The organism is Cupriavidus laharis, from assembly GCF_914271435.1.
Lineage (GTDB): Bacteria > Pseudomonadota > Gammaproteobacteria > Burkholderiales > Burkholderiaceae > Cupriavidus > Cupriavidus laharis.
Map to the genome: position 1 here is coordinate 221,347 of NZ_CAJZAI010000002.1, position 18,727 is coordinate 240,073.

The 18,727-nt window shown below is 63.0% G+C and carries 12 protein-coding genes; 3 read left to right on the forward strand and 9 right to left on the reverse strand.

What is annotated here, in order from left to right:
- Positions 1–473 precede the first annotated feature (473 nt).
- The 3 genes from LDO29_RS04835 to oxlT (LDO29_RS04845) all read right to left on the reverse strand — a co-directional run bounded on the left by LDO29_RS04835 (position 474) and on the right by oxlT (LDO29_RS04845) (position 3,370).
- Positions 474–692, reverse strand: a complete 219-nt coding sequence (locus LDO29_RS04835; RefSeq protein ID WP_224078658.1) for a hypothetical protein — start codon at positions 690–692, stop codon at positions 474–476.
- Between the two features lie 144 nt (positions 693–836).
- Positions 837–1,769 (reverse strand): LysR family transcriptional regulator, encoded by a 933-nt coding sequence (locus tag LDO29_RS04840; RefSeq protein ID WP_224078659.1) that lies wholly within the window; start codon positions 1,767–1,769, stop codon positions 837–839.
- A gap of 272 nt (positions 1,770–2,041) precedes the next feature.
- Positions 2,042–3,370 (reverse strand): oxalate/formate MFS antiporter, encoded by a 1,329-nt coding sequence (gene oxlT, locus LDO29_RS04845; protein ID WP_224078660.1) that lies wholly within the window; start codon positions 3,368–3,370, stop codon positions 2,042–2,044.
- A 206-nt stretch (positions 3,371–3,576) separates the two neighbouring features.
- Between oxlT (LDO29_RS04845) and LDO29_RS04850 the strand changes: the two genes are divergently transcribed.
- The 3 genes from LDO29_RS04850 (at position 3,577) to LDO29_RS04860 (ending at position 7,594) form a co-directional block, all read left to right on the forward strand.
- The gene (locus tag LDO29_RS04850) at positions 3,577–4,536 is read left to right on the forward strand and encodes a LysR family transcriptional regulator (protein ID WP_224078661.1); all 960 of its coding nucleotides are present in this window, start codon (positions 3,577–3,579) and stop codon (positions 4,534–4,536) included.
- Positions 4,537–4,626: 90 nt separating this feature from the next.
- Positions 4,627–4,929, forward strand: coding sequence for an HAD family hydrolase (locus LDO29_RS04855; RefSeq protein ID WP_224078662.1), 303 nt, complete (start codon positions 4,627–4,629; stop codon positions 4,927–4,929).
- 394 nt (positions 4,930–5,323) lie between these two features.
- The gene (locus tag LDO29_RS04860) at positions 5,324–7,594 is read left to right on the forward strand and encodes a TonB-dependent receptor (RefSeq protein WP_290369518.1); all 2,271 of its coding nucleotides are present in this window, start codon (positions 5,324–5,326) and stop codon (positions 7,592–7,594) included.
- A 248-nt stretch (positions 7,595–7,842) separates the two neighbouring features.
- Here LDO29_RS04860 and LDO29_RS04865 read toward each other — a convergent pair whose 3' ends face one another.
- The 6 genes from LDO29_RS04865 to oxlT (LDO29_RS04890) form a co-directional block, all read right to left on the reverse strand.
- Positions 7,843–11,352, reverse strand: coding sequence for a pyruvate carboxylase (locus LDO29_RS04865; RefSeq protein WP_224078663.1), 3,510 nt, complete (start codon positions 11,350–11,352; stop codon positions 7,843–7,845).
- A gap of 739 nt (positions 11,353–12,091) precedes the next feature.
- Entirely contained in the window at positions 12,092–12,775 is a 684-nt protein-coding gene (locus tag LDO29_RS04870; RefSeq protein WP_224078664.1) for a Fe2+-dependent dioxygenase, read from the reverse strand.
- A 287-nt stretch (positions 12,776–13,062) separates the two neighbouring features.
- A complete protein-coding gene (locus LDO29_RS04875; protein ID WP_224078665.1) occupies positions 13,063–13,500 on the reverse strand; it encodes a PAS domain-containing protein in 438 nt (145 codons plus the stop codon).
- Positions 13,501–13,690: 190 nt separating this feature from the next.
- Complete coding sequence (gene frc, locus LDO29_RS04880; RefSeq protein WP_224078666.1) at positions 13,691–14,941, reverse strand: formyl-CoA transferase; 1,251 nt, start codon at positions 14,939–14,941, stop codon at positions 13,691–13,693.
- 55 nt (positions 14,942–14,996) lie between these two features.
- Positions 14,997–16,730, reverse strand: coding sequence for an oxalyl-CoA decarboxylase (gene oxc, locus LDO29_RS04885; RefSeq protein WP_224078667.1), 1,734 nt, complete (start codon positions 16,728–16,730; stop codon positions 14,997–14,999).
- 560 nt (positions 16,731–17,290) lie between these two features.
- Complete coding sequence (oxlT, locus tag LDO29_RS04890; protein WP_224078668.1) at positions 17,291–18,625, reverse strand: oxalate/formate MFS antiporter; 1,335 nt, start codon at positions 18,623–18,625, stop codon at positions 17,291–17,293.
- Between the last annotated feature and the right edge of the window lie 102 nt (positions 18,626–18,727).

Below are 18,727 nucleotides of genomic sequence, written 5' to 3' on the forward strand. Positions count from 1 at the left end.
GCGCCGCAGTCGCGCGACTGGTGCGCAGCGCGCATCAACGGTGCTGCCTGCAGCTTCCGGAGTCTTTGGAAATCAAGCAGTTGTCTTCACTTGCCGCATCAATCCGGCGAGTCAGGACAGCGATCAGCATGACGGGATTCGCGTCACCGGAAATCGGGAAAAACGACCAGGCTGGGGAAAGTCCCTAGATGGATACAAGCAAGACATTACCCGGCTGTATGGACAACGGGTCACAGCGAATGGAGGTGCCGGCGAGGCGCCGGAGCGTGGCAGCGGCATGCGCAACGGGTGCGCTCCACCGGAGGGATGGCGGCCGAAGATCCGTTTGATGCCTGCTCCCCGTCCGTGGCCTTGCGCCGGATGCCAGGGCCAGCTTGTGGGATTGCAGGATGCGGGTACTGCGCCAAGGGTTGCCGGCCGCTACAGCCCTTGTCAGGTGCGCCGTTCAGTCAGGACGGCGCCGGATGCAGGCATCAGGCGTACGCCAGTTCGCCGGCGGCAGCCACCGTGCGCGCCGGGCGAGCGCGCCCGGCGCCATCGTTTTCCTGGTTGGAACCCAGACCTGCGAAGCGACCGTGTGCCTGCGCGGTCACGAGCACATCCATCGGCAGGCGCGTAGCCAGCAAGGTCGTCATGCCGACGCCGACAGCGATCAGGCCAAGGCCGAGCACGAAGAGAAGAGCGACTTCCATTTGAAAACTCCGATTGCGTTGTGGTTAGGAGTTTTCATTATATGCTGCGCTGCACTATGTGTAAATATCCTGTATGTAATATATCAGTAGAAGGTTTGCTCCAATGCAACAGCAGTCAACAGGCCTCTGCCCTGCCTTTGTGGTCTAGATCTCATGCACGATCGGGGGTTGTCGGCCAGGCTCGGCAGCGTCCTTGTACTCGAGCCCGCGCAGCGCATCCCAGATCGCCGCGGCATTCGGCTTCAGCGACCGGCTCTTGCGGCGCACCAACATCACCGTGGATGTCACCTGCGGCCGCAGCGGCCGCATGACGGCGGCGGAATGGATGCCGCCCGCCTGCGCACGCGATGGCACCACCCCGATCCCCAGGCCAAGCGCCACCATGCCGAACACCGCAGCGAAATGCCCCAGCAGCTGCAACGAGCCCGCGCGCACATGATGGTTGCTGAGCGCCTTTTCCACGACGGGTTGCACGCCGCATTGCTGGTCCAGCGTGAGCACGTTGGCATTGCACAGGTCGCCCCACGCAATCGCATCGCGTGAGGCTAGCGGATGCTCTGCCGGCAGCACAGCGTGATACGGATCGATGCACAAGGGCTCGCAATAGAGGTCGTCGCCCGATTGCGGATCGGTGGCAATGCCGAAGTCCACTTCGCCGCTGCGCACGCTCTGCAGCACGGATTCCTGCGAACGGTCCTTCAGGTGGATCGCGATCGCGGGCCAGGCCTTGCGGCAGCCGGCCAGCCACGCCGGCACGGACATCGAGCTCAGCACGGGGTCCGTCGCGATCTGCACCATGCCTTGCGACGGCCGCGCGGCGCCCTGGCTTTCGCGCAGGGTCTGCTCGACCTCTTCGATCAGGTGACAGATCCGCTGCGACAGGTGCTGGCCCGCATCGGTCAGTTCCACTTGCCGTGTGGTGCGGTCGAACAGGCGCTGGTCGATCTCCTCTTCCAGCTCGCGCACACTGCGGCTCACGGCCGACTGCGTCAGGCCCAGTTCGGCGGCAGCGCGCGTGAAGCTCTTGTGCCGCGCGACAGCAGCGAACGCCTTCAGTTGGGGAAGCGAGATATTCATGGCCGCCCTCCTCCGTCCTGTTTCCATTGGGACGACGGCATCGCAAGGCTGCGATGCCGTGCAGCGGAATGTCCTGCGGCAAGCGTGGATGGTTGCAGTCTGCTCACGGCTGTCTTCACGGCTGTCTCCCTGGCGGCCTGGCCGCCTGCTATGCGTTGTTGTCTCCGTGGCCCACATGGCAAGCGGCCTGCGCCATGCGCAGACCGCTTGCCCGGGACGTTTGGGGTCCGGATGCGATGTCCGGGTACGCCCAGTCTCTCCCCTGCCTGGTCTTATTCGCCTTCCCTCTGGGCGCGCACCATGAACGCGGCATCCGAAACCGGCACCGCATCCGAATGGCCCGTGATGAACCGTTTGCGCATGGGCGCCAGCACCAGCTTCGCCGACAGGCCCGCTGCGATCGTTACCACAGCGGCTACGGTGAACACCGCATCCCAGCCACCGCGCGCCGACAGGATCGAGGCCAGCGGCACCAGCATCGCTGCCGTCCCCTTCGCCGTGTACAAGGTCCCCGCATTCGCCGCCGCGAACTTGCTGCCAAACGTGTCCGCGCACAGCGCCGGGAAGATCGAGAAAATCTCGCCCCAGAACAGGAACGTCAGCGCCGCGAAGAACATGAATGCGTACGGGTTGTGGCCAAAATGCATCAGTCCGAGCAGCGACAGCCCCTCGCCGATGAAGATCACGAACATCGTGTTCTCCCGGCCGAACCGGTCTGACAGAAAGCCGCACAGCGGTCTCGTGAAGCCGTTGCACAGGTTGTCGATCGACAGCGTCATCGTCAGCAGCGGCAGCGTCATCCCCAGCAGCGTCACCGGCATCGAGGCAAAGCCAAAGTCCTTCGCGATCGGACCTAGTTGCGCCGTCGCCATGATCCCCCCCGCGGCCACCGCCACGAAGCTCACGTAGATCACCCAGAACACCGGCGTCTTCACCATCTGCCCGGGCGAGAACTCCACAGGGTTCGTCAGCACCGCCTTCGCCGCCACCAGCCCCTTGGGTGCCCGCGGCTTCACCAGCAGCAGCGCCAGCGCGAAGATCGCCACGCCTTGCAGGATGCCGAAGAACAGGAACGCCTTCTCATAGCCCGCGCTCTGGATCATGTTCGCGATCGGAATCACCGTGATCGCCGAGCCCGCGCCGAAGCCGGCGGCCGTCAGCCCTGCCGCCAGGCCGCGCTTGTCCGGGAACCACTTCAGCGCATTGCCCACGCAGGTCCCGTACACACCACCCGCGCCAATGCCCGCGATCACCGCCGCCGCATACAGCTCCGGCAGCGTCGTCGCGTACGCATTCATCACCCACGCCAGGCCCGCGCAAAGCGCGCCACCCGCCACCACCGGCCGCGGCCCGAACTTGTCCACCAGCCAGCCTTCCAGCGGAACCAGCCAGGTTTCCGTCACGATGAATATGGAAAACGCCACCTGGATCGCGGACGTGCCCCAGTGATGCCTGGCGTCCATCGGTGACACAAAGAGAGTCCAGCCATACTGCAGGTTTGCCACCAGCCCCATGCAAACCACGCCTACGGCCAGTTGGAACCAACGATTCTGCAGTCCACGCCCATTGCCGGTCGTGGCTGCCGCTTGATGTTGCGCCATCTACTGTCTCCTAGTGCTTGTCTGATGCGTCCCTGGCGGGACGCTCTTCGGGCCTCTGTGGGATGGGCCCTACACGACTAGATCGGCGCCTGACATTGCGGCATGCAAATCTGTGGGATTGATGCTACTTCAATCTAAGATTCAGACCGCTTAAAGTTTTTTATCATATGCATTGACGACCGTTTATATATTGCACGGAACAACTGATGAAGAACGCCACGCTGCGCCAGCTCAAAGTCTTTGAAACCGTTGCCCGGCACATGAGCTTTTCACGCGCCGCCGAGGAACTGCACCTCACCCAGCCAGCCGTCTCTACCCAGGTCAGGCAGCTGGAAAACCACGTCGGCCTGCCGCTGTTCGAGCAATTGGGCAAGAAGATTTATCTCACGCCCGCCGGACACGAGATGCTGCACTACAGCCGCAGCATCATCCAGCAATTCCGCGAAGCCGAAGACGCCATGTCGCAGCTCAAGGGTATTTCGGGCGGGCGGCTGAACGTTGCCGTGATCAGCGCGGGCGACTACTTCTTCCCGCGGCTGCTGGCCGAGTTCATGGAGCGGCACGATGGCGTGACGTTGAATCTTGCGGTGCACAATCGCGAGGAACTATTGCACCAGCTGGCCGGCAACCTCACCGACCTCGCCGTGATGGTGCGCCCGCCCGAAGGCATGGATACGATCAACGAGTCGTTCGCACCACACCCTTACGTGATCGTGGCGGCGCCGAGCCACCCGCTCGTCGGACAACGCAATATCCCGCTGTCCGCGCTGACCGACGAGGCCTTCGTCTCGCGCGAGAAGGGCTCCGACACCTGGAACTCCATGCAGGAAGGCTTTGCCGGCCGCCTGTCGAACATGCGTATCGCCATGGAGATCAAGAGCACCGAAACCATCAAGCAGGCAGTCATCGCCAACATGGGCATCGCCTTTCTTTCTGCTCATACCGTAGGGCTGGAGCTTCAGGCCGGCAAGCTTGCCGTGCTCGATATCGAAGGCTTCCCGGTCATGCTCAACTGGTATGTGGTGCACCGCAAGAACAAGCGGCTGCCGCCGGTGGCGCTGGCATTCAAGCAGTTCCTGATGGAGGAAGGCGCGAGCCTGATCCAGCGCATTACTGGCGTGGAGGGGCTGATTCGTCACGACCGATACATAAACAATAGATTATGATTAGTCGATGAAACTTTAATTATCGTAAATCCATGGCCAGGCCTATGCTTCCCTCAACCCCACCGCCAGAGAGAAGACAGGAGGCAGACCATGAACCAAGTCCAGATCGAAAGCCAGCCGGCCGCCACCGTTGGCCGCGACAACCAACCTCTTTCGCGCGCCACCCAGCTGGCAGCCTACAACGCAGCATTCATCGAACTGGGCCTGCGCTTCCGCTGGGACGAGGCCATGTACGAATGGCTGTGCGGCATCGAATGCGAGAAGGAACGCGTGGCCCGCTACATCGAGGAACACCACACCCACCTGCTCAAGGCTTACGACGCGGCCTTCCTGAGCCAGCTGATCTTCGACAAGAAGAACGAGTACCTGCGAGCGGTCGGCCATCTCAACTGAGACGCCCGATCTCCACTTGAAGCGAGTGCGCTTACGGCGCCCTCGCTTTTTTGTTTGGTAGTCAAAGACGACGGCCGAACTTCATGGCCGTGCCTCCCAGGCACAGTGTATGACCGCGGCAACTGGTGAAGACTTGCGTCGAGGGTCTCTGCTCAGCATGTCGTGCAAAGTGCATATTCAGTGCCAAAATCGGCTTTCTTGACACCTTTGTCCGTCAGACACGCCACATTTTTTCAATCAAATAAGAATGATTCGTATTTGTATTTTTATTTCTACCACCTTATAATCGCCGGCGTCCGTTATGGATGACTTGTATGAAAGGCCTTAACCACGCCTGAACTTGTCTTCATGACCATGCATTGACCGTCAAGAACTACAAAGGGAAGGTAGAACCGTGAAAGGACAACAGGACACATTTCGGCTGAATCCGCTCGCCTCCGCGCTGGCCGGTGCCGTGGCAGCTTTTGCCATGCAAGGTGCGGTCGCGCAGGAAAGCAAGCCTGCCGCCGAGGCTGCGGCCGATCCGAAGCCAGTGACGCTGCAGAGCGTGACGGTGACGAGCACGAAGGACGATGGCTACAAGGTCGACGAAGCGCAGTCGTCCAAGTTCACCGCCCCGCTGCTCGACACGCCGAAGTCCGTCACCGTGGTGCCGGCTGAAGTGTTGCAGCAGACCGGCTCCAACTCGCTGCAGGACGCGCTGCGCACCACGCCGGGCATCACGTTCGGCGCCGGCGAAGGCGGCAACCCGATCGGCGATCGTCCTTTCATCCGCGGTTTCGATTCGATGTCGAGCATCTTCGTCGACGGCGTGCGCGACACGGCCTCGCAAACGCGCGACACCTTCAACATCGACCGCATCGAAGTCATCAAGGGCCCGAGCTCGGCCTTCGGCGGCAAGGGTTCGGCCGGCGGCATGATCAACATGGTGTCGAAGCTGCCGACGTCCGAGAACTTCGTACAAGGCTCGGTCGGGGTGGGCACGGACTCGTATTTCCGCGCCACGGCCGACGGCAACTACGTGCTCAATGACAACACTGCGGTGCGCCTGAATGCCATGGGCCAGACCTTTGACGTGCCTGGCCGCAACGAAGTCGACCAGCATTCGTGGGGCTTCGCGCCGTCCGTGACGTTCGGGCTGAATTCGCCGACTCAGGTCACGCTGTCGTACTACCACCTGCAGGGCGACGGCATGCCGGACTACAGCATTCCGTACGCGCGCCCGTCCAGCCAGTCGACCAAGGCCAATCCGTCGGCGCCGGCCAGCGTCAACCGCGACAACTTCTACGGCCTGACCGACCGCGACTTCCAGCGCACGCAGTCCGACATCGCCACCGCTTCCGTCCAGCATGACTTCCGCAACGGGCTGGTGTTCCGCAACACGACACGCTGGGGCCGTGCCACGAATGACTACGTCGTCACGAACCCCGACGACAGCCGCGGCAACGTGCCGCGCGGCTTTGTCTGGCGCAACACTAAAAACCGTGATTCAGCCACCGAAACGCTGACCAACCAGACCGACCTGACGGCCGAATTCCATACCGGCAGCCTCAAGCACAACATGCTGTTCGGCTTCGAGTTCAGCCGCGACGACACGGACAACAACCCTTACAACGTGGTTTCGGCCAACGCGGCCGCGTCGGGAGGCACCTGCAACGCATCGCTGCTGGCCAGCTTCGACTGCGCCCCGCTCGCCAACCCGAACCCGAACGACCCGTGGCGTGGCAGCATCACCAAGATGCCGTACACCCAGACCACGACGACGAACACGCAGTCGGTCTACCTGTTCGACACGGTCGAGATCACCAGGCAGTGGATGATCAACGGCGGCATCCGCTACGACAACTACGACACGCACGCCTTCACCAACGCCTATACGAACCCGAACACCGGCGCGGCCGTGGCGCAGGTGGACATCCGCAACAAGTCGCACTTCTTCAACTACCAGGCCGGCGTGGTGTACAAGCCGGTGGAGTACGGCAGCATCTACGTGTCGTACGGCACGTCGTCGACGCCGCCGGGCTCAACCAACGGCGACGGCGCCGACAACATCACCGCGGCGCAGCGCAACCTTGAGCCGGAAACCGCGCGCTCCTTCGAAATCGGCACCAAGTGGGACCTGCTGGCCCGCCGCCTGTCGCTGACCGCCGCGATCTTCCAGATCGAGAAGAACAATGCGCGCGTGGCCGTCGATGCCAATACCACCGTCAACGCGGGCAAGCAGCGCGTGAAGGGCTTCGAACTGGGCTTTGCCGGCAACCTGACCGACAAGTGGGGCGTGTTCGGTGGCTACACCTACCTGGACAGCAAACTGGTCGACAACGGACCGCAATCCGCGAATGCCGCCAACAACGGCAACCAGTTCCCCAACACGCCGCAGAACAGCTTCAGCCTGTGGAGCACCTACCAGGTGCTGCCGGCGCTGACGCTCGGCGCGGGTGCCTACTACGTCGACAAGGTCTACGCCAACCCGGCCAACTCGCTGTACGTGCCGGCATACTGGCGCTTCGACCTGATGGGCGCGTATCGCGTGAACAAGCACCTGTCGCTGCAGTTGAATATCCAGAACCTGTTCGACAAGACCTACTACACCAAGGCCCACACGCACTACGGTGCCATGGCGCCGGGTCGCTTCGGCATGCTGACGGCGAACTTCAGGTTCTGAGTTTCCCGGACAGCTGGCTGATATAGCCATTGCGAGCAACCGCGGGGGTCGGCTTCATGCCGGGCCTCGCGGTTTTTTGTAGCCTGAGCCGGGAATCCGACATGCATTCCCGACCAGGACGATGTCTCCCGTCCGGTTTGCATCGTGGACGCCCCTCAGGTTCGAGCAGATGGTGATACTTCCTGCTCCGGCACATTGATGTTGCCGCCGTGGGGACGTCCATTTCCCTGCCTGCGATTGACCCAGGGTCAATCCGTTCCCTTCAGCTCGATCAGCAGATCCTTCGCTGCCACACGGTCTCCCTGTTTCACGTGCACGGCGGCGATCTCGCAGTCGCGGTCGGCGGCGATGTGAGTTTCCATCTTCATCGCCTCCAGTGCAAGCAGCGTCGTGCCTGCCGCGACCCTTTGCCCAGGCTGGACCGCCACCGTCACGATGGAGCCCGGCATCGGCGCGGCAACATGCAGCGGATTGCCGGGATCGGCAACGGTCCGGCCCTGACGTGTCGGGCCTGCTTGCGCGGTGCTGCGCTGCTCGATCAGCGCCGTGCGTGACTGCCCGTTCAGCTCGAACTGGACCTTGATGTTGCCCTCCTCGGCATCCGGATGCGTTCCCTGCAGCGACACGAGCAGAGTCTTGCCCGCGGCGATATCGATGGCCACCTCTTCCTGCGGCTGCAGGCCATACAGGAAGGCCGACGTCGGCACCACGGAGGTATCGCTGTAGGTCCGCACGTGCGCGTGGTAGGCGATTGCCTGCTTGGGGTACATCAGATAAGACGCCAGCTGGCGGTCATCAAGCGGCTGCTCGCAGGCCGACTCGCCCTCGGCACGGGCCGCATCGAGGTCAACCGCCGGAATCTGGTCACCCGGGCGGTAGGGTGCTGGCGGCTCGCCGCGCAGGACCTTGCGCGAGAGCTCCGCGGGGAATCCGTCAGGCGGGAAGCCCAGTTCGCCCTTGAACAGGGAAACCACCGATTCGGGAAACGCAATCTCGCGGGCCGGATCGCAGACATCGGCGGCGCTCATGTCGTTGGCCACCATCATCAGCGCCATGTCGCCGACCACCTTGGAGGTCGGCGTCACCTTCACGATGTCGCCGAACATCTTGTTGACGTCGGCGTACGCGCGCGACACCTCGGTCCAGCGATGCTCGATACCGAGCGAACGGGCCTGCTCGCGCAGGTTCGTGTACTGGCCGCCCGGCATTTCGTGGCGATAGACATCGGCCGTACCGGCCCGGATCTCCGATTCGAATGGTGCGTAGTAGCGGCGCACCCCTTCCCAGTACATCGACGCTTCGTGCAGGCGCTCCAGGCTAAGCCCAGGATCGCGCTCGCTGCCGGCCAGTGCCGCGGCGATGCTCGACAGGTTCGGCTGCGAGGTCAGCCCGCTCATTGCATCGAGCGCGCCATCCACCGCATCGCAGCCGGCTTCGATGGCAGCCAGTGCCGATGCGGCCGAGATGCCGCTGGTGTCGTGCGTATGGAAATGCACGGGCAGCCCGGTTTCTTCCTTGAGCGCCTTGACCAGCGCCGCGGCCGCCTGCGGACGGCAGATCCCGGCCATGTCCTTGATACCCAACACATGCACGCCGGCCTGCTGCAATTCGCGCGCGATGCCGACGTAATACTTGAGATCGTACTTGGGGCGGGAGCCATCGAAGATGTCACCCGTGTAGCAGATTGCGCCTTCGCACAGCGCGCCGCTGTCACCCACGGCATCGATCGCCACGCGCATATTGCGCACCCAGTTCAGCGAATCGAACACGCGGAACACGTCCACGCCGGCGCTGGCGGCCTGGCGGACAAAGAACTTCACCACGTTGTCCGCATAGTTCGTGTAGCCAACCGCATTCGAGCCGCGCAGCAGCATCTGGAACAGGATGTTGGGCACCCTCTCGCGCAATTGCTCAAGGCGCTGCCACGGGTCTTCCTTCAGGAAACGCAGCGCCACGTCGAACGTCGCCCCGCCCCAGCACTCCATCGAGAACAGCTCCGGCAGTTCGTGCGCGTAGAACGGCGCGATCGGCAGCATGTCCGCAGTGCGCATGCGCGTGGCGAACAACGACTGGTGCGCGTCGCGCATGGTCGTGTCGGTCAGCAGCACCCGCTTCTGCTCGAGCATCCAGCGCGAGAACTTCTCCGCACCGAGCTCACGCAACAGGTCGCGCGTGCCGGTCGGAAGCGGAGTGGCGGTATCCACCACAGGCAGCACCGGGCTCGGCAATGGCAGCGGCGGCAGCGAGCGGCCGTTGATTTCCGGATGCCCATTGACGCACACATCGCCGAGATAGCGCAGCAGCTTGGTCGCACGGTCCTGCCGCTTGGTGAAGGCCAGCAGCTCCGGGGTCCTGTCGATAAAGCGCGTGGTGACATCGCCGGACCGGAAGGCCTGGTGGTTGATGACGTTCTCAAGGAACTGCAGGTTGGACGCGACGCCGCGAATGCGGAACTCGCGCAGTGCACGGTCCATGCGCCGGATCGACTCGGGGGCCGTCGGCGCCCAGGTGGTGACCTTGACCAGCAGCGAATCGTAGTACGGCGTGATCACGGCACCGCCGTATGCCGTACCGGCGTCCAGGCGCACACCGAAGCCCGCCGCACTGCGGTAGGCGGAAAGCCTGCCATAGTCCGGGAGGAAGCCGTTCTCAGGGTCCTCGGTTGTGATCCGGCATTGCAGCGCATGCCCGTTCAGCGCGATCCCCGATTGCTCCGGCACGCCCGCAGCGCGCACGACGATCTTGCCGTCGGCATCGCGCGTGTTCTCGGTCATGCCGATATGGCCACCTTCGGTGATGCGGATCTGCGCCTTGACGATATCGACGCCGGTGACCATCTCCGTAACGGTGTGCTCGACCTGGATGCGCGGGTTGACTTCGATGAAGTAGAACTGGCCGGAGTCGGCATCCATCAGGAATTCGATCGTGCCCGCATGCGTGTACCCGACCGCGCGCATCAGCCGCATGGCCGCGTCGCACAGTGCGGCCCGGCCTGCGTCGTCCAGGTACGGCGCCGGCGCGCGCTCCACCACCTTCTGGTTGCGGCGCTGCACGGTGCAGTCGCGTTCGTACAGGTGCACGAGGTTGCCGTGCGTATCGCCCAACGCCTGCACTTCTACGTGGCGCGCATTTCGCACCAGTTTCTCGACATAGACCTCGTCGTTGCCGAATGCGGCCAGCGCCTCGCGCCGCGCAGCCGGCAGCGCGGTCTCAAGATCCTGTTCGTTCTCCAGCATGCGCATGCCACGCCCGCCACCGCCCCAGCTTGCCTTGAGCATCAGCGGGTAGCCGATGCCAGCGGCGAGGCGCTTGCACTCGTCCAGTTCGCGCGGCAACGGATCGGTCGCGGGCATCACCGGCACGCCCGCCTCGATCGCCGCATTGCGGGCCGCCACCTTGTTCCCCAGCTTGCGCATGACGTCCGGCGACGGGCCGATCCAGCGGATGCCGGCGTCCATCACGGCTTGCGCGAAATCCGGGTTTTCGGACAGGAAGCCATAGCCTGGGTGGATCGCGTCGACCTTGGCCTTCCGCGCGATGCGCAGGATGTCATCGATGTCGAGGTAGGCCGCCAGCGGCTTCTTGCCGTCGCCAACCAGGTAGCTTTCGTCGGCCTTGAAGCGATGGAGCGCGAGGCGGTCTTCCTTCGAATAGATCGCCACCGTCCGGATATTCATCTCGGCCGCGGCGCGCATCACGCGGATCGCGATCTCGGAACGGTTGGCAATCAGCAGGGATTTGATGGGGGTGTAGTTCATGGGTACAAGGAAAACGAATCGGCCATACGCCTGAAGCGCGGCGTGGTCAGGGGTCGGCAAGGCGCGGGTTCCGGCACGCAGCAGGAGAAGGCCTTGTGCCACTGGCAGGGCGATGCCAGCACCGGCGCAGTCGCACGCGCGTCAGCGCGCGAAAGCGGACGGCGTGCTAATCGTGATGGGCGAATGGACTATGGGAATCCATCCAGTCATGGCTTCCCTTTGCGACAGCCCATGCCCAATGTGAACGCCTGGGAGCCAACGCAGCGCGTTTGCCCAGTTCGCTCAGTACCTGACCCGCATGCAGCTTGTCCCCCTCACTGGCAGGCCCGCGTTCCGGCCCTGCTTCGTTTTGTCCGTTGTACGTCACCGTGCACTCCTCTTGACAACCCTTGACGCCACTCGATGGCGAAATCCACGTTAGATGGGTCTGGGCGTGATGACCCTGACCCACAAGCGCGTGGATAGCGCAAGAAGCGGGCCAAGATCATGGATTGCAGATAACTTATTGATTTTTATTGATATTTCTGACGCCACCAGAAACCGTGATTTCAGCGTCGAAAATCGTAATTTCAATTATGAAATTCACGGGGGTCGAATCGTCGCCGCCTCGAGCCTGAAACAGGCGAGCAGAAACCAGGGGGCAGAAATACGCAAGGGAAAGCGCGCTGGCGCGACGCGCCCGGGGATGGCAGGCGGCGGGATGGATCGCCCGGTATCCGCCTACGGGGTACAAGCGCCGTCAGGCGTCGGCCCAGCGGCGCAGCAGATTGTGGTAGACGCCAGTCAATCCCACCACACCGGAATCCTTCTGCCCCATCGCCTGCGCAACCTGCTGGATCCGCGTATCGAGTTCGAACAGCAGCGCGCGCTGCCCTTCGTCGCGCACCATGCTCTGGATCCAGAAGAACGACGACACGCGTGCGCCGCGCGTGACCGGCGTGACGTGGTGCAGGCTGGTGGCCGGATACAGGACCATATGACCCGCCGGCAGTTTGACGCGGTGCTGGCCGTAGGTGTCCTCGACCACAAGTTCACCGCCGTCGTAGTCTTCCGGCTCCGTGAGGAACAGCGTCGCGGACAAGTCGCTGCGCACGCGGAAACCGGTGCCGCGCAGATAGCGGATGGCGTTGTCGACATGGTTGTCGAATGCCTGGCCGCCTTCATAGCGGTTGAACAGCGGCGGAAATACCTTCAGCGGCAGCGCTGCCGAGAAGAACGTTGCGTTGGCGCCCAGTGCGTCCTGGATCAGGTCGCCGACCTGCCGCGCCACCGGCGAGCCCTCCGGCAACTGCATATTGCGTTTGGCCAGCGCCGACTGGTGGCCGGACGTCATGTTGCCATCGGCCCAGTCCGCGGCATCCATCAGTTGCCGGCATTGCGCTACCTGGGCCTTGGACAGGACGTCCGGAATCTGCAGCATCATGGCTTGAGCCTACCTTCGGGATCGGGGATCTGTGAATGGAACTGTCGTTATGCCGGGATGCTCGGCATCACCAGAAAGGAAGGACGAGGCTCCGGTCGACCAACGATTGTAGGGGAAAAGCGACGCGAGATACAAACAAGAATCATTACTATTTGATCGCACACAAGCCGGCTGTGACGGCAGGGCCGCACGAGGGCGCTTCGTCAGGGGCTTCCCATATTCTTTGGCGCTGTGGAACCGCTCCGGCGCGCGCTGCTTGTGGTGACGCGCCAGAACGCAAACCGGTCTCAGGCGCTGACCTTCGCCTGCGCCTCCAGTTCCGTAATCCGCTTGCGCAGCGCGCGCTCTTCCTGGAAGCGCACGGTCTCATCGCGGATGACCGCGACGATGCCCGAAATCGATCCATCGGCATCTCGCAGAAGCGCCACCGTGAATGCGATCGACATGGCCTTGCCGTCCTTGTCCACCGCGGGCACCTTCAGCAAGTCATGTCCATAGCGCGTGATGCCGGTGGCCATGGTCTTGTCGTAGCCTTCCCAGTGTCGCCCGCGCAGCCGTTCCGGGATGATCAGGTCCAGCGACTGGCCCATGGCTTCGGCTTGCGTATAGCCGAACATGCGCTCGGCCGCCGGGTTCCAGAGCGTGATGGCACCCTTGGCGTCGGAGATGATGATGGCGTCGCCGATGGCGGACACCAGTTGCTCGTAGTCGATGCTGGCTGGCATGGGGATTCCCTCTTTGCCGGACATTGCGGCAGGGTATATAGGTTGGTTGGCAGCAGTGCGGCAGCATGCCGCCATACAGTTTGGCACAGCTGCCCTCTCCAGTAAAAACGCCGGAGACCGCTTGCGCGGCGCTCCGGCGCTCAGTCCCGCCCGGCCCCGTCAAACCTGTTCAGGGCCGGAGCGCGTTGCGTCAGATCACCGCGCTCTCGCGCAGGCGCTTGATGTCTTCCGGACCATAGCCCAGCCCGGCCAGCACTTCTTCACTGTGCTCGCCCAGCAGCGGCGATGCGGTGATTTCCGGCTTGAGGTCCGAGAACTTGATCGGGCTGCCCACCGTCAGGTAGGTGCCGCGCTCCTTGTGCGGGACTTCGGTGATCGAGCCACTGGCGCGCAGCGACGGATCGGCGGCAATCTCCTTCATCGACAACACCGGCGAGCAGGGAATATCGAACTTGCGCAGGATATCCACCGCTTCGTACTTGGTCTTGTCGGCCAGCCAGTCCTCGATGGTCTTGAAGATGTCGAAGATATGCGGCTGGCGTGCCTTGGCCGTGCTGTAGTTGGGATCGCTGATCCATTCCGGCTTGCCGAGCGCCTTGCAGATCGGCTCCCACGCGTGGCCCTGGATAGTGAAGTAGATGTAGGCGTTCGGGTCGGTTTCCCAGCCCTTGCACTTCAGCACCCAGCCCGGCTGGCCGCCGCCGCCAGCGTTGCCACCGCGGGGCACCACGTCGCTGAACTCGCCATGCGGGTACTGCGGATACTCTTCCAGGAAGCCCAGGCGATCCAGCCGCTGCTGGTCGCGCAGCTTCACGCGGCACAGGTTCAGCACGGCATCCTGCATCGACACGGCCACCTTCTGGCCCTTGCCGGTCTTGTCGCGGCCGATCAGCGCGGTCAGGATGCCGATGGCCAGGTGCATGCCGGTGTTGGAGTCGCCCAGTGCCGCAGCGGAAACGGTCGGGGGACCATCCCAGAATCCCGTGGTCGATGCCGCACCGCCCGCACACTGCGCCACGTTCTCATACACCTTCAGGTCTTCATAGTGGTGGCCGTCGCTGAAGCCCTTGACCGACGCGACGATCATCTTCGGGTTCAGTTCGTTGATGCGTTCCCACGAGAAACCCATGCGGTCCAGCGCGCCCGGGCCGAAGTTCTCGACCAGCACATCCGACTCGCGGATCAGCTGTTCCAGGATCTTCTTGCCGTCGGGCGTCTTCGTATCCAGCGTGAGCGAACGCTTGTTGCTGTTGAGCATGGTGAAGTACAGCGCATCGACATCCGGGATGTCGCGCAGCTGCGTACGCGTGACATCGCCGGAACCGGGGCGCTCCACCTTGATGACGTCCGCACCGAACCACGCGAGAAGCTGCGTGCAGGCGGGGCCGGCCTGGACATGCGTGAAGTCGATGATCTTGATGCCTTGGAGTGGGAGGCTCATTTTCGTTCTCCTATCGAATGGGAGGGATGAAATTCGAGGGTGAAATTCTGGTGAATTACTTCTTGGCCGAGCTTTGCGGATTCAGGTTGGTCAGACGGCCGCTTTCGGTACCTGCCGACGGGTCGATGACGGCATTGACCAGCGTGGGCTTGCCCGAGCGCAGGGCTTCGTTCACCGCGGCTTCGAGTTCCGCCGTCGTGGTGACGTTGGCGCCGACACCGCCGAACGCTTCCATCATCTTGTCGTAGCGCGCGCCCGGGACGAACGTCGTGACAGCCGGATCCGCGCCACCGGTCGGGTTCTTGTCGATGCCCTTGTAGATGCCGTTGTTGTTGAAGATGACGATGCAGACCGGCAGGTTGTAGCGGCAGATCGTCTCGACTTCCATGCCCGAGAACCCGAACGCGCTGTCACCGCACAGGGCCAGCACCGGCTTCTTGGTTTCGACCGCCGCGGCGACCGCGTAGCCCATGCCCACGCCCATCACGCCCCAGGTGCCGACGTCCAGACGCTTGCGCGGCTCGTACATGTCGATCACGGCGCGGGCGTAGTCCAGCGTGTTGGCGCCTTCGTTGACGAACGAGATGCCCGGATTGGCCTTGATGACGTCCTTCAGCACGCGCAGTGCGGTGTGGAAGTTCATCGGCGAGACTTCCTTGTTCAGCATCTCGCCCATCTTCGCCAGGTTCTTGTCCTTGCGCTCGTACACGGCATTCAGCCAGTCAGCGGGCGGCTTGGCGAAGTCGTTGCCGACCTTGCCGAGGATGGCCGAGACGCACGAACCGATATCACCCACCACCGGCGCGGCAATGGCGACGTTGCTGTCCATCTCGGTCGGCGAGATGTCGATCTGGATGAACTGCTTCGGGCCGCCCCAGGTCTTGCCCTTGCCGTGCGCCAGCAGCCAGTTCAGGCGGGCGCCAACCAGCAGCACCACGTCGGCTTCGGCCAGCACATACGAGCGTGCCGCCGAGGCCGATTGCGGATGCGTGTCGGGCAGCAGGCCCTTGGCCATCGACATCGGCAGGTACGGAATGCCGGTCTTCTCGACCAGTGCGCGGATATCTTCGTCGGCACGGGCGTAGGCGGCGCCCTTGCCCAGCAGGATCAGCGGACGCTTGGCGCCCTTCAGCAGCGCGACAGCACGGTCAACCGAGTCCGGTGCCGGCAGTTGGCGCGGGGCCGGATCCACGACCTTGATCAGCGACTTGCGGCCCTTCTCGGCTTCGAGCGACTGGCCCAGCAGCTTGGCCGGCAGGTCCAGGTAGACACCGCCCGGACGGCCTGAGACCGCGGCACGGATGGCGCGGGCGATACCGACACCAATGTCTTCGGCGTGCAGCACGCGGAAGGCGGCCTTGGCGTGCGGTCGGGCGATGGCCAGCTGGTCCATCTCTTCGTAGTCACCTTGCTGCAGATCGACGATCTCGCGCTCGCTCGAGCCGCTGATCAGGATCATCGGGAAGCAGTTGGTGGTGGCATGCGCCAGCGCCGTCAGGCCGTTCAGGAAGCCAGGCGCCGACACGGTCAGGCAAACGCCCGGCTTTTGCGAGATAAAGCCGGCAATCGCTGCTGCGTTGCCCGCGTTCTGCTCGTGACGAAAACTGATGACGCGCATGCCGTTGGCCTGCGCCAGACGCGCCAGATCGGTGACCGGAATGCCGGGCAGGCCGTAGATGTTTTCGATGCCGTTCAGCTTCAGCGCGTCGATGACCAGATGAAAACCATCGGTTTGTGCCTGATGCTCTTCCGCGGCGTGACGCTGCAGCTCGTTTCCGACTTCTGCCATGGTTGCTTCCTTCTATGCAAATTGACTGGGGTTGGAATTCTTCTAGTTCAGGGTGTCTTCCGCGGTGGTGTTCTCGGGCCGCTTCGCTATGACTTCGGACATGCTTTGGTCTCCTCGTTTGACTCGTGTTCGTGGTGCGCGGGGCTGTCCCCTTGCTTCAACCTCTGCCGGTCTGTTCGACCGGTCTTGATGACATACGGTATGTGATATATCAGATAACAGCAAGCTATTTTCCTACTCTGCGACGAACTTTCGTCAGTGCACCGCAGCAAATCAGCCAGTATCTTCGCCTAAATCAGCACAACTCCTTAATCTGTGCCATTCATTCCCCATTTGCACAAATGCAGGAGTTCAACCGCAAGCCAGCCGCACTGCGAATTCTAGACAATAGATATATTACATACCACGGTTGCAGGCACTTTGAGGCCCTCTGAAATGCCTTGCGAGGTCCTCAACTTCTCATGCCTGCCCTGCTCCAGGCGCTTGCGCCTGACGGCCTGGCGCAAGCGCCAGGCCTCCAAGAACTTCAATGCATCACTACAGATACGGTGATGCCCAGCCTATTCGCCGCGCCGGGCCGACGCACTCGCAAAAAAGCCCACGTCCGACACCGGCATGGTTGCCTCCGAATGGCCCGTGATGAACCGTTTGCGCATGGGCGCCAGCACCAGCTTCGCCGACAGGCCTGCTGCGATCGTCACCACCGCCGCCACCGTGAACACCGCATCCCAGCCACCGCGCGCCGACAGGATCGAGGCCAGCGGCACCAGCATCGCCGCCGTCCCCTTCGCCGTGTACAAGGTGCCCGCGTTTGCCGCCGCAAACTTGCTGCCGAACGTATCCGCGCACAGCGCCGGGAAGATCGAGAAAATCTCGCCCCAGAACAGGAACGTCAGTGCCGCGAAGAACATGAACGCGTAGGGATTCTGGCCAAATTGCATGAGCCCGAGCAGGGACAGGCCTTCGCCGATAAAGATCACGAACATCGTGTTCTCCCGGCCGAACCGGTCTGACAGAAAGCCGCACAGCGGTCTCGTGAAGCCGTTGCACAGGTTGTCGATCGACAACGTCATCGTCAGCAGCGGCAGCGTCATCCCCAGCAGCGTCACCGGCATCGAGGCAAAGCCATAGTCCTTCGCAATCGGGCCAAGTTGCGCCGTCGCCATGATCCCGCCCGCGGCCACCGCCACGAAGCTCACGTAGATCAGCCAGAACACCGGGGTCTTCACCATCTGGCCGGGTGTGAACTCCACCGGGTTCGTCAGCACCGCCTTCGCCGCCACCAGCCCCTTGGGTGCCCGCGGCTTCACCAGCAGCAGCGCCAGCGCGAAGATCGCCACGCCTTGCAGGATGCCGAAGAACAGGAAGGCCTTCTCATACCCGGCGCTCTGGATCATGTTCGCGATCGGGATCACCGTGATCGCTGCGCCCGCGCCGAAGCCGGCGGCCGTCAGCCCTGCCGCCAGGCCGCGCTTGTCCGGGAACCACTTCAGCGCATTGCCCACGCAGGTCCCGTACACACCACCCGCGCCAATGCCCGCGATCACCGCCGCCGCATACAGCTCCGGCAGCGTCGTCGCGTACGCATTCATCACCCACGCCAGGCCCGCGCAAAGCGCGCCACCCGCCACCACCGGCCGCGGCCCGAACTTGTCCACCAGCCAGCCTTCCAGCGGCACCAGCCAGGTTTCCGTCACGATGAATATGGAAAACGCCACCTGGATCGCGGACGTGCCCCAGTGATGCCTGGCGTCCATCGGTGACACAAAGAGAGTCCAGCCATACTGCAGGTTTGCAACCAAACCCATGCAAACCACACCTACGGCCAGTTGGAACCAACGATTCTGCAGGCCGCGTCCATTGCCGGTCGCGGCTCCCGCTTCTTGATGCGCCATCTACGTGTCTCCTAGTGCTTATTCATGCGTCCTCGTCGGGACGGCTGGGGGCTTTCTCTTCGGAGCCCTTCTTCACAACTAGATCGGCGCCTGACATTGCGG